This is a genomic window from Bradyrhizobium sp. URHA0013 (assembly GCF_000518345.1).
GTDB lineage: Bacteria > Pseudomonadota > Alphaproteobacteria > Rhizobiales > Xanthobacteraceae > Bradyrhizobium.
Genome location: NZ_KI912426.1, coordinates 1,452,006 through 1,464,595, shown reverse-complemented (window position 1 = coordinate 1,464,595; position 12,590 = coordinate 1,452,006). Strand labels below are relative to the sequence as shown.

Sequence of the window (12,590 nt, the reverse complement as noted above, 5' to 3'; positions counted from 1 at the left end):
GACGAAGGACGAGTTACTGGGCCTCGGCGATCTTCGGTCCGGATGACGGCATCTGCGCGTGGGTTGCGGAGGGCCGGTTCAACTGGGATGCCGGGTCCGGTAATCGGAAAGCGGCGTCGGCCGGCGCTCCCTGGGGTGGTCGACGGGCAACGGTTGTCGGAAGCACGATCACTTTCGCGCCGACTTTCACGCGATCATAGAGGTCAACGACGTCCTCATTGGTCAGCCGGATACAGCCGGACGAGACCCGCTTCCCGATCGTATCGGGCTTGTTGGTGCCGTGAATTCGATATTCCGTCTCGCCCAGATACATCGCCCGAGCGCCGAGCGGGTTGCCGGGACCGCCGGCCATGAACCGCGGCAGATAGGGCTGACGCGAGACCATCTCCGCGGGCGGATGCCAATCCGGCCATTCCGCCTTGCGAGCCACAGTCTGCTCACCCGACCATGTGAAACCTTCGCGGCCAACACCGATGCCGTAGCGCAGTGCCTGCGCGTCGTTCAGGACGAGATAGAGGAAGGTGTTCTTGGTGTCGATGATCACGGTGCCCGGCGTCTGGCGGCTGGCGTAGTCGACCACCTGCCGAACCAATGCTCCGGGAACGTCGGCCGCTTTGGGCGGTTCGATCAGAGGCGCGGGGGCCGGAAGCGGAGCCGAAGCCGGTGTCGGAGCCGGAGCTGATGCATGAACCGGCGTTGCGACGTAAACCGGAGTTGACGACGCCTGGGCTTCGTGCGCGGGCGGCTTTCGTGCCGGTTGCACGTTCGCCGGCCGGGACAGCAAACCGTACCCCAACGCGCCAACGGCCACAGCGCCAATTGCAACTCTCGCGGCCATCGGGATCGCGAAGGTCTCCGCCTTTCCGCGTTTGGCCCGCTTACCCATACTCTTCCCCCAGATCACTATGCCCAAGAGAGGTACCCAGTAAGATTTAAGAAACTTCGAAGCGATTTCGCTCAGACTGGAACCGTCGGCGATGGTTAACGCCCGGCTCTCGGCAAGACAGGGTTCCCTCGCCTCGCAGATCGCCTGCGCCCCTGGCCGCGGCTAAACTCCCGATTCGTGGAGACCGTTTTGGCTTTTCTCTTCGTCCTCATCGTCGGCCTCATCGCAGGCACCATTTCCGGCATCGTCGGCACGGGCTCTTCGATCATGCTGATGCCGGTGCTTGTCTATGCCTATGGGCCAAAGGAGGCGGTGCCGATCATGGCGGTGGCCGCCGTCATGGCCAACTTCTCACGAATCTTGGCCTGGTGGCGCGAGGTCGACTGGCGGGCCTGCGCGGCTTATTCGGTGACAGGCATTCCGGCCGCCGCGCTCGGCGCGCGGACGCTGCTGGCCCTGCCCTCGCACGCCGTCGATCTCGCCATCGGGGTCTTCCTGATCGCGATGGTGCCGGTGCGACACTGGCTGGCGCGGCACGATCTCAAGGCCAATCTCTGGCATCTGGCGATCGGCGGGGCTGTCATCGGTTATCTCACCGGCATCGTCGTCTCCACCGGCCCGCTCAGCGTCCCGCTGTTCCTGTTCTCCGGCTTGTCCCGGGGCGCCTTCCTCGCGACCGAAGCGGCTTCTTCGCTCGGGCTCTATGCCGCGAAATCCGTGACCTTCGAACGGTTCGGCGCGCTGACCGGCGACGTGTTCGTCAAAGGCCTGATCGCTGGATCTTCGTTGATGGCGGGCGCCTTCATCGCCAAACGCTTCGTGCTGCGCCTGAAGCCGGAGATGTTCCGCGTCGTGATGGACGCGATCATGATCGCCGCCGGCCTCTCCATGCTGTGGAATGCGGCGCAGCCGTAGCCGCGCTGCGCTCAGACCGCAAATTCGGGCGCGATCGACGGGCTATCCTCGATGACGCGGCTCTGGTGGGCCGGCCGTCCCTCGAGCCATAGCAACACGGCCTCGAGTGGCTGCGGCCGATGATAGAGAAAGCCCTGGCCGAACCTCACGCCCATCTCGCGCATGGCTTGGGCCTGCTCGGCGCGCTCGATGCCTTCGGCCACCAAAGTGAGGCCCAGCGTGCCGGCGAGCGACGCGATGACGCCAACAATCGCCTTGTCTTCCGCACTATCGGGGATCTCGCTGATGAAGGCCTTGTCGATCTTGACCTTGTCCAGCGGAAACCGCCTGAGATGGGCGAGCGAGCTGTAGCCCGTGCCGAAATCGTCGAGCGCGATGGTGGCACCCAGGCGCCGCAGGCGGTGCAGCGTCTCGGATGCGCTGGCCATGTTGTTGATCAGCGATCCCTCGGTGATCTCGAGCTCCAGCAACGATGCCGCCACGTCAAAGCGCGCGCAGGTCGCGCGCAGCTCGGCGGCGAACGAATGGTCGGCGAGCTCGGACGGCGGCAGATTGATCGCAATCCGGATATGCGGCCTGCCGGCCGCAGCCAGATGTTGCAGCGCGCGGCAGGCGTCGGTGAGCACATAGCGCGTCAGCCGCGCATTGTTGCCGCTGCGCTCGATCAGCGGCAAGAATTCGCCCGGACCGATCACGCCATGTTCCGGATGGCGCCAGCGGATCAGCGCTTCCAGGCCGACGATGTCGTGGCTTTCGAGATCGACCTGGCTTTGATACCAGACCTCGAATTGCCTCTCGTCGAAGCCTGTGGGAATGCCAAGTTCGAGCTCCCGGCGGCGGCGATAGTCGCGCTGAAGCGCTTCGTCGAGCACCGCAACCGTGCCGGGCGCCTTGCTCTTGGCATGGTAGAGCGCGATGTCGGCGAGCGCCGGCAGGTGCGAAAGCTCGGGATCTCCGGCACGGCGCACGGCAAGGCCGATGCTGGCACGCGGCACGACTTGCTTGTCGTGAAGTCGGATCGGCTCGGAAATCGCATCCAGCAAGTGGCGCGAAAATCTCTGCGCGGTCTCCTCGTTGCTGACCTCGGGTCGAATGACGACGAATTCATCGCCGCCGAGTCGAGCTATCCAATCTTGCGGTTCGACCGCACCACGAAGGCGCTCGGAAATGTGCACCAGGAACTTGTCGCCGGAGTCATGGCCAAAGGTGTCGTTGATGCCCTTGAAGTCGTCGAGATCGATGAAGCAGAGTGCGATCAGCGCGTCCGGTGAGCCGGCATCGTGACTCAGGGTCACGAGGTGCTCTGAGAGCGAACGGCGATTGGGCAGCCCCGTGAGCGGATCGTGCGCGGCCATGTGGCCGAGCCGGTCGAGCGCACCGGACGTCGTGTGCTGCATGGCGTTGAAGGCATGCGCGAGCTGACCGAATTCGTTCGAGGATTTGACCTCCGCCGGATAGGCGCGGCCGTCCTGCTTGCTGCGCTGGATCGCGGACATCATTGCCGCCAGCGGCCTGCCGATGAAGAGGTTGGCGGAGATCCGCATGGCGATCAGGGTCGCAAACGTTGCCAACAGACCGACGACCAGCAGCAGCACCAGCCGGCTGCCCGTGTCCGCGTAGAGCGCCGCATGCGAATATACGATCGCGATGCGGCCGGCCTGGACCGCCATGTTGCCGTTGCTGTAGTTGATCGGACGCGAGATCTCCGCGACCGCCTGTCCCACCGGGCGCGCCACCACGCGGGCAATCGCGATTCCGGTATCGTCGTAAACGGCCGCCGCGGCGATGCTCTCGTCGTGCATGATCTCGTTGAGCACGCTCGTGACCTGATCGTAGCGCATCTTCCAGAGCGGTTCGGCGATCAGCTCGGCACGGCTCTCCGCGAGGCGGGCGATGCGCGCGTCGAGCTGCCTGATCTGCGACCAGAAGCTCGAGGCCTCGACGCCGGCGGAGGCGAGCAATTGAACCAGCAACAGAACAGGTACTGTCGCCCAGATCATCGCGCGGACGACGGAGCGCAAGCGCGGCGGCGGCGCCTGCTGCTTGCGATCCGGATCGGTCATGTCGTCGCCGTTTCGCATCAGTCGGCAGCGCCTTCCACAGGGGTCAGCGACGAGATCAGCGCATCGACGGAGAAGTCGTACTGGCCGCAGCGCCCTGCCTTGGCCCTGAAACGCGCGAAATCGATCCGGTCGAAGGCGCGCGTGGTGATGAGGTCGTCGACCGCAGCGAGGTTGTTACGCGTGATCGCGGACGTCTTGACCTCGACACGGGGTGATACGTCCGCAAAATCGCAGCCGTCGGCGTAGTCGCGCAACAGAACGATCGACCAGCCGCCGAGCAGGAAATGCCCGCCGTCGGTCAGAAGCAAGCGGCCCGCCTTGATCTCGCGCAGCGCATCCTCCGACCAGTTGAGGCCGACCAATTGGATGTTCCGCCCGGGCGTGAGGCCGCCAGCGATCACCGCGCGAAGCGCTCCCAGCGCCATCGGATCGTTTCCGGCCCATATGCCTGCGGGCCGGATGTCTTTGCGCGCGGCCCAGCTCAGATAATTCGTGGTGACATGCTCGGCCTCCGACCGCGTCCAGTTGGCGAACAGCATCCGATCCACCACGACGTCCGGCGCGGCGTCCACCGCGAGCTTGAGGCCCGCGTTGCGGGCGATCGAGGCCGGCGTGATCTCGTCGCCGCCGATGCCGAGAATGTGGATCTTGCCGTCCGGGCTCTGCCATTTCTCGGCACGCGCCGCGTCGATCAGGGCATTGGCCATCCGCGCGCCCGCGGTCTGAAGATCCGTCGTGATGTCGCCGAGCCAGGTCTTGAGCTTTTGACGCGGCGGTCCAAGACGCGCCGCATCGTCACCGATCAGCGTGTTCGAGAGCAGCAGCGTCCTGATCCCAGCGGCCTCGGCTGCCTCCATGATCGGAACGGCGGCCGATTCCTCGTTCGAGAGAATGAGAAAGTCGGGCTTGTCGCTGCGTGCCACCACGCCGAACCCGAGCTCCTGCATGGTGCGGTAATTGCGCTCGCTGGTCAGCACCTCGACATGCGCGCCGAGCTTGCGGCCGGCGGCCTGCATGGTCAGCGAAACCATGTCCCAATAGACCTCGCCGGTCTTGCCCGGGTTGACGAAGACGACGTTGAGACGCTTCGCATCGGCCGCAACAGCGCCGCCAGACGGCATCAGAACGCCGCAGGTGATGCCGAAAGCCAGCAATATCCGCAAAAGTCCGGTCATTCTTTTCGCCATCCCGTATTGGTTCCGAAACTGGACCCGCGTCCGCTAACATTTGGCAAAGCCCGGCCTGTTGCGGCGGCATAGAGCTAACAAAGGGTGTATCAGGCCTGCCGAACTGCGATATGCGGTCCGCTCGGACTCACGCTCTCGACCCGTCATTCCGTGCTATCAGCAAACCTGAAACCCCCGACTCGCTGTCCCCGGACTCGCTGTCCCCATGGCCAAGAACACGCTTTCCTTCGTCTGCCAGAACTGCGGCGCGGCCTATAACCGCTGGCAGGGCAAGTGCGAGTCCTGCGGCGAGTGGAATACGCTCGCGGAGGAGGACACGACCGGCAGCGTGCCGGTGTCGATCCGCTCCAAACGCAAGGGGCGGACGTTCGCGCTGGAGAGCCTGTCCGGAAAAACCCAGGACGCCCCGCGTCTGTCCTCGGGCATGACGGAGCTCGATCGCGTCACCGGCGGCGGCTTCGTGCGCGGCTCGGTGCTTCTGGTCGGCGGCGATCCCGGCATCGGCAAGTCGACGCTGCTGACGCAGGCCACAAGCCTGCTCGCGCGCGCCGGTCACCGCGTCGTCTACATCTCCGGCGAAGAGGCGGTCGCACAGGTGCGGTTGCGCGCGGAGCGGCTCGGGCTGTCGGATGCGCCGGTGCAGCTCGCCGCCGAGACGTCGGTCGAAGACATCGTGTCGACGCTGTCCGAGGGCGCGGTGCCCCGGCTGATCGTGATCGATTCGATCCAGACGATGTGGACCGACACGGTGGAATCGGCGCCTGGCACGGTCACCCAGGTGCGCGCCTCGGCACAGGCCCTGATTCGTTTTGCCAAAAGGACCGGCGCGGCCATCATCCTGGTCGGCCATGTCACCAAGGACGGTCAGATCGCCGGCCCTCGCGTGGTCGAGCACATGGTCGATGCGGTGCTGTCGTTCGAGGGCGAAGGCTCGCAGCAATTCCGCATCCTGCGTGCCGTGAAGAATCGTTTCGGGCCGACCGACGAGATCGGCGTGTTCGAGATGACTGGGCTTGGCCTGCGCGAAGTCACCAATCCCTCCGAGCTGTTTTTGTCCGAGCGCGATCTCGGCACGCCCGGCACCGCAGTCTTCGCGGGCATCGAGGGCACAAGGCCCGTTCTGGTCGAATTGCAGGCGCTGGTGGCGCCGACCTCGCTCGGCACGCCGCGCCGGGCCGTGGTCGGCTGGGATCCGAGCCGGCTGTCGATGGTGCTGGCGGTGCTGGAAGCCCATTGCGGGGTCAAGCTGTCCGGCCACGACGTCTATCTGAACGTCGCGGGCGGCCTGCGCATCCACGAGCCCGCGGCTGATCTGGCCGCAGCGGCGGCGCTGGTGTCCTCGCTGGTTAATGCGCAGTTGCCCTCCGATGCGGTCTATTTCGGCGAGATCTCCCTGTCCGGCGTGGTGCGCCCGGTGGCGCAGACCCCGGCCCGGCTGAAAGAAGCGGCAAAACTCGGCTTTCAGCGTGCCGTGCTGCCCGAATCGGCCCGGGGCGAAGCCGCCGGCGATGCCGGCCTGTCGCTGAACGCGATCAACAGCCTGACGACATTGGTCGCCGAGATCGCCGCGCGCGGCTCCCGGCGGGGCGAGCCGAGCGCTCCGGCAGAGAAAAATGCCACACCGGCAAGATTCCGCCGTGGAGAGGGTTAGCCGGTGGTGACGTCCCCCGCCCTCGCCGCTATACAGCCGTCACAAAAGCAGCATGGGATTGCGTGGTTGCGGCCTTGCCGGGAACGTCGTCTGGCCCTCACTTAGGGGCGGCGGCCAAACACCGATTCGCTGAGCACCTTGAAGTACGAGCGGACCAGACCAGCCGATGCCAGTAACCATCCTCGACCTGATCCTGCTCGGTGTGATGCTGATTTCGGGCCTGCTCGCCATGGTTCGCGGCTTCATGCGCGAAATCCTGTCGATCGCGGCCTGGGGCACGGCGGCGATCGTCACCCTTTATTCGTTCTCGAAGCTGCTGCCGACCGCAAAGACCTATTTCAACAACGATACCGTCGCGAGCGTGGTCGTGGTCGCCGGCGTGTTCGTAGGCACCCTGGTCGTGGTCTCCGTGATCACGGTCCGGATCTCCGACATGATCCTGGATTCGCGCATCGGCGCGCTGGACCGCACCCTCGGCTTTCTGTTCGGGCTGGCGCGCGGGCTTTTGATCGTCGTGGTCGCCTTCCTGTTCTTCACCTGGCTGGTGCCGGACAAGCAGCGCCCGGATTGGGTCACAGGGGCCAAATCCCGCGTGGTGCTGCAGGGAACCGGCGATTGGCTGATGGCCCTCTTGCCTGACGACCCCGAGAACACCATCTTGAAGAGATTCAAGAAAAACAAACCAGATGAAGAGCAAACTGATTCCGAGCAGCAGCCTTCGGGCAGTGCCGACGGATACAGCAAACCGGCTCGTGACAGCCTTAAAAAGCTGATCGAGAAACCCGCGGCGCGTTGATAAGCCCTAACGAGAGGCTCGGACGAGATGCGAAATCCTGACCAGGACGCCCTACTTGATCTCGGCCCGGCCGCGCTGGAACTTCAAGACGATCTGGAGGGGGATACGCTGCGCGAGGAATGCGGCGTCTTCGGCATCTACGGCCACCCAGATGCCGCCGCCATCACGGCGCTCGGCCTCCACGCCCTTCAGCACCGCGGCCAGGAAGCCGCCGGCATCGTCTCCTATGACGGCGGCCGCTTTCATTCGGAACGCCGCCTCGGCCTCGTCGGCGACACCTTCTCCCGCCGCGAGGTGATCGACCGCCTGCCCGGCACAATGGCGGTCGGCCATGTCCGTTATTCCACCACCGGCGCGACCATCCTGCGCAACGTGCAGCCGCTGTTCGCCGAATTGAATGCCGGCGGCCTTGCGGTCGCCCACAACGGCAATCTCACCAACGGCCTGACGCTGCGCCGCGAGCTCGTGAAGAACGGCGCGATGATGCAGTCGACCACCGACACCGAGGTGATCCTGCATTTGGTCGCGCGCTCCAGGCGCAGCCGCTTCATCGAACGCTATATCGACGCGCTGCGCGAGATCGAGGGCGCCTATGCGCTGGTGTCGCTGACCAACAAGAAGCTGGTCGGCGCGCGCGATCCGCGCGGCATCCGTCCGCTGGTGCTCGGCGAACTCGATGGTTGCCCGATCCTGACCTCCGAGACCTGCGCCCTCGACATCATCGGCGCACGCTTCGTCCGCGACATCGAGCCCGGCGAGGTCATCGTGTTCGACGAGAACGGGCAGGACATCCACAAGCCGTTCCCGCCGATCGCGCCGCGTCCCTGCATCTTCGAATACATCTACTTCTCCCGTCCGGATTCCATCGTCCACGGACGCTCGGTCTACGAAGTGCGCAAGGCCTTCGGTGCGCAGCTTGCGCGAGAGAGCCACGTGCCGGTCGACGTCGTGGTGCCGGTGCCGGATTCCGGCGTGCCCGCCGCGGTCGGCTACAGCCAGCATTCCGGCATCCCGTTCGAGCTCGGCATCATCCGCAACCATTATGTCGGCCGCACCTTCATCCAGCCGACGCAGGCGATCCGCGAATCCGGGGTGCGCATGAAGCATTCGGCCAACCGCGCCGCGATCGAAGGCAAGCGCATCATCCTGATCGACGATTCACTGGTGCGCGGCACCACCTCGAAGAAGATCGTGCGCATGATGCGCGATGCCGGCGCCAAGGAAGTGCACTTCCGCCTCGCCTCGCCGCCGATCCTCTATCCCGATTATTACGGAATCGACCTGCCGGATCGCGGCGGTCTTCTTGCGGCGACACATTCGCTGGAGGAGATGCGCGAAATCATCGGCGCCGACTCGCTCGCCTTCCTGTCGATCGACGGCATGTACCGCGCCATGGGCGAGCCGGGCCGCGACCCCGCCAATCCGAAATTCTCGGATCATTGCTTCACCGGGGCCTATCCGACCCACCTCACCGACCAGACCCAGACCGAGCAGCAGCCGCGGCAATTGTCGTTGCTGGCGGAGGCGAGCTAAACTCGTCGTCCCGGCCTAGTGCGCAATTGCGCACGGGGGCCGGGACCCAATAACCACAGGTCTTTGTGGTTTGAAGAGGATGGCCTGACCATCTTCACCCAATCATCGCCGTCACGGCGTATGGGTCCTGGCTTTCGCCAGGACGACGCTGGATAGAACCTTTCAATGACAAATCCTCTCGCCGACCGCATCGCTCTCGTCACCGGCGCCTCGCGCGGCATCGGCTTCGCCACGGCCAAGGCGCTGGCCAAGGCCGGCGCGCATATCGTCGCCGTGGCGCGCACGCAGGGCGGGCTGGAAGAGCTCGACGACGAGATCCGCAAGGACGGCGGCAGCGCCACGCTGGTGCCGCTCAACCTCACCGATTCCGACGGCATCGCGCGCCTCGGTGCCGGCCTGCATGAGCGCTACGGTAAGCTTGACATCCTCGTCTGCAATGCCGGCGTGCTTGGGCCCTCCTCACCGATCGGCCATATCGAGCTGAAGGCCTTCACCGACGTGATGGCGGTCAACGTCTCCGCGAACTTCCAGCTGATCCGCTGCATGGAGCCGCTGCTCAAGCAATCCGACGCCGGCCGCGCGGTGTTCATCACTTCCGGCGCCGCCAACAAGGCGACCGCTTATGTCAGCCCCTACGCCGCCTCCAAGGCGGCGCTGGAGACGCTGGCGCGCGCCTGGGCGCAGGAGACCGCGAACACCAAGCTGCGCGTCAATCTGTTCAATCCGGGCCCCGTCCGCACCCGGATGCGCGCCACGCTGATGCCGGGCGAAGACCCGGCGACGCTCGATACGGCCGAGCAGGTCGCCGAATTCATCGTGCCGATGTGCGCGCCTGATTGGACCGAGACCGGCAAGTTCTACGACTACAAGACCCGCAGCCTGATGAGCTTCCGCTCTCCGGCCTGATTGACTTGACGGCCTCCCCGCGATTGACTGCCCGCGCTCAAGCGGCAGCAAGCTGCAGGCCAAAAAAGGGAGGTTGCCATGGCACCATGGCGGAATCGCGCAGGCTCTACGCGTGCGCTCGCAAATGTCTCTCGCGTCCTCTCCGTCCTGATCGCCGCCGTGGCGTTCGCGCTTCCGGGCGCGGCGACCGCCGGCGATGTCCCGACCTTCGCGGTCGATGCGTCCTGGCCAAAGCCATTGCCGAACAACTGGATCCTCGGCCAGGTCGGCGGCATCACCGTCGACTGGCAAGGCCACATCTGGGTGATCCATCGACCGCGCTCGCTCACCGACGACGAGAAAGGCGCAAGCCTCACCCCGCCGCGCTCGAAATGCTGCGTCTCGGCGCCGCCCGTGCTCGAATTCGACAGCGACGGCAACCTGCTACGATCGTGGGGCGGCGCGGGCGAAGGCTATGAATGGGTCGGCCGCGAGCACGGCATCGAGGTCGACGAGCGCGGCTTCGTCTGGGTCGGCGGCAATGCCGACAACGACAACGCGATCCTGAAATTCACGCTCGACGGCAAGTTCGTCGCCCAGATCGGCAAGATCGCGCCGAGCCTCGGCAGCAACGACACGACACAGCTCGGCAAGCCCGCCGAGACCGCGATCGACAAGGCCGCCAACGAAATCTACGTTGCCGACGGCTACGGCAATCGCCGCGTCATCGTGTTCGACGCAACCACCCTCGCCTATAAGCGGCACTGGGGCGCCTACGGCAACAGGCCCGACGACACCAAGCAGGCGGCGTACGATCCCAAGGCGCCGGTGTCCCAGCAATTCGGCAATCCCGTCCACTGCGTGAAGCTCGCCAATGACGGGCTCGTCTACGTCTGCGACCGCATCAACAACCGCATCCAGGTGTTCAGGAAGGACGGCACCTTCGTGAAGGAGTTCTTCTTCGAGAAGAACACGCTCGGCAACGGCGCGGTGTGGGACATCGCGATCTGGCCCGATCCGAAGCAGACCTGGCTGCTCAGCGCCGACGGCGAAAACAACGAGATCAGGGTGATCAGGCGCGAGGACGGCAGCGTGGTCGGCAGCTTCGGCCACAACGGCCGCAATGCCGGGCAATTCCACTGGGTGCATGCCATGGCGATCGACGCCAAGGGTAACGTCTATACCGCCGAGGTCGACACCGGAAAGCGCGTCCAGAAATTCAAGCTGACATCGGACGCGCTGAAATAGCGTCTCGACGCATTTTGCCCAAAAGTTAACGGAGGGATGACGCTGCGACGCAGCGTCATCCGGCTTTAGGCGCATTGCCGCCGGCCGTGGGACACGGTAGAGCCATCAGCCGGAACAAGGCTCCGTTCAAGAGAGCCGTCCGCATGTTTGACAATGGAGGAAATCTTTTATGACGACGACGTTCGCGCGCCGCTCTGCGGCCCTTCTGGCCTGTGCCGCCTTCGGTTTTGCCACATCCGCCTTCGCCCAGGACAAGACCGTCAAGATCGGCGTGCTCAACGACATGTCCAGCCTCTACGCCGACATCGGCGGCCCGAACTCCGTGGTCGCGATCAAGATGGCGGTCGAGGATTCCGGCCTGCTCAAGAAGGGCTGGAAGATCGACGTCATCAGCGGCGACCATCAGAACAAGCCGGACGTCGGCGTCAACATTGCCCGGCAGTGGATCGACAACGACAAGATCGACGCGATTGCAGACACGCCGAATTCCGGTGTCGCCCTGGCGGTCAGCAATCTGGTCAAGGAAAAGAATGCGGTGCTGCTCAATTCCGGCGCGGCCTCGGCCGACCTGACCGGCAAGGCCTGCACGCCGAACACGGTCTCGTATACCTACGACACCTACATGTTGGCCAACGGCACCGGCAAGGCGCTGACCAAGGCCGGCGGCGACAGCTGGTTCTTCCTGACCGCAGATTATGCCTTCGGCCATGCGCTCGAACGCGACACCACCGCTGTCGTGACCGCGAACGGCGGCAAGGTGCTCGGCAGCGTCAAGCATCCGATCAATACCGCGGACTTCTCGTCCTTCCTGCTGCAGGCTCAATCGTCCAAGGCCAAGGTCGTGGGCCTAGCCAATGCCGGCGGCGACACCACGAACTCGATCAAGCAGGCCGCCGAGTTCGGCATTGTGCAGGGCGGGCAGAAGCTGGCGGCGCTGCTGCTGTTCATCAACGACGTGCATTCGCTGGGTCTGAAGACCGCCCAGGGCCTGACCTTCACGGAATCTTTCTACTGGGACATGAACGACCAGACCCGCGCCTGGTCGAAGCGCTTCTCGGCGCTGGCCAACAAGAATGCGATGCCCTCGATGACGCAGGCCGGCAATTACGCGATGGTGCTGCATTATCTCAAGGCGATGGACGCGCTCGGCAGCAATCCGCATGACGGCGCCAAGGTCGTTGCCAAGATGAAGGAGCTTCCGACCGACGATCCGCTGTTCGGCAAGGGTCCCCTGCGCGAGGACGGGCGTCGTCTCATCCCGGCCTATCTGTTCGAGGTGAAGAAGCCCGAAGAATCGAAGGGACCGTGGGACTACTACAAGCAGATCGCCACGATCGCGGCGGAAGACGCGGCCAAGCCGCTCAAGGACAGCGAGTGCCCGCTGGTGAAGAAGTAAACGAGGCTTTGTAGGGTGGGTTAGCCGAAG

10 protein-coding genes are annotated in these 12,590 nt (G+C 64.8%); 7 read left to right on the top strand and 3 right to left on the bottom strand.

Translation table 11 applies throughout. The features are described from left to right. Window positions 1-13: 13 nt before the first annotated feature. Complete coding sequence (locus tag N551_RS0127460) at window positions 14-886, bottom strand: L,D-transpeptidase (protein ID WP_027569651.1); 873 nt, start codon at window positions 884-886, stop codon at window positions 14-16. Window positions 887-1,075: 189 nt separating this feature from the next. On the opposite strand from N551_RS0127460, the gene N551_RS0127455 reads away from it, so the two are divergent. After that, window positions 1,076-1,801 carry a sulfite exporter TauE/SafE family protein gene (locus N551_RS0127455; RefSeq protein WP_027569650.1) on the top strand — a complete coding sequence of 242 codons (726 nt, stop codon included), beginning with the start codon at window positions 1,076-1,078 and terminating at the stop codon, window positions 1,799-1,801. Window positions 1,802-1,812: 11 nt separating this feature from the next. Here the strand turns inward: N551_RS0127455 and N551_RS0127450 are convergent, their stop codons facing one another. Next, complete coding sequence (locus tag N551_RS0127450) at window positions 1,813-3,882, bottom strand: bifunctional diguanylate cyclase/phosphodiesterase (protein WP_027569649.1); 2,070 nt, start codon at window positions 3,880-3,882, stop codon at window positions 1,813-1,815. Beyond that, window positions 3,882-5,039, bottom strand: coding sequence for an ABC transporter substrate-binding protein (locus N551_RS0127445; protein ID WP_035962601.1), 1,158 nt, complete (start codon window positions 5,037-5,039; stop codon window positions 3,882-3,884). The genes N551_RS0127450 and N551_RS0127445 overlap by 1 nt, the downstream gene beginning before the upstream one ends. Window positions 5,040-5,256: 217 nt before the next feature. Between N551_RS0127445 and radA the strand changes: the two genes are divergently transcribed. The 6 genes from radA (at window position 5,257) to N551_RS0127415 (ending at window position 12,560) form a co-directional block, all read left to right on the top strand. Beyond that, window positions 5,257-6,702, top strand: a complete 1,446-nt coding sequence (radA, locus tag N551_RS0127440; protein WP_027569647.1) for a DNA repair protein RadA — start codon at window positions 5,257-5,259, stop codon at window positions 6,700-6,702. Between the two features lie 166 nt (window positions 6,703-6,868). Then, window positions 6,869-7,498: a CvpA family protein gene (locus N551_RS0127435; protein WP_027569646.1), complete on the top strand. Its 630-nt coding sequence runs from the start codon at window positions 6,869-6,871 to the stop codon at window positions 7,496-7,498. A gap of 27 nt (window positions 7,499-7,525) precedes the next feature. Next, window positions 7,526-9,031 carry an amidophosphoribosyltransferase gene (gene purF / locus N551_RS0127430; protein WP_007609288.1) on the top strand — a complete coding sequence of 502 codons (1,506 nt, stop codon included), beginning with the start codon at window positions 7,526-7,528 and terminating at the stop codon, window positions 9,029-9,031. A 165-nt stretch (window positions 9,032-9,196) separates the two neighbouring features. Beyond that, window positions 9,197-9,937, top strand: a complete 741-nt coding sequence (locus tag N551_RS0127425; RefSeq protein WP_027569645.1) for an SDR family NAD(P)-dependent oxidoreductase — start codon at window positions 9,197-9,199, stop codon at window positions 9,935-9,937. Between the two features lie 78 nt (window positions 9,938-10,015). After that, window positions 10,016-11,164: a hypothetical protein gene (locus N551_RS0127420; protein ID WP_027569644.1), complete on the top strand. Its 1,149-nt coding sequence runs from the start codon at window positions 10,016-10,018 to the stop codon at window positions 11,162-11,164. A gap of 169 nt (window positions 11,165-11,333) precedes the next feature. Beyond that, window positions 11,334-12,560, top strand: a complete 1,227-nt coding sequence (locus N551_RS0127415; protein ID WP_027569643.1) for an ABC transporter substrate-binding protein — start codon at window positions 11,334-11,336, stop codon at window positions 12,558-12,560. The last annotated feature ends 30 nt before the right edge of the window (window positions 12,561-12,590 follow it).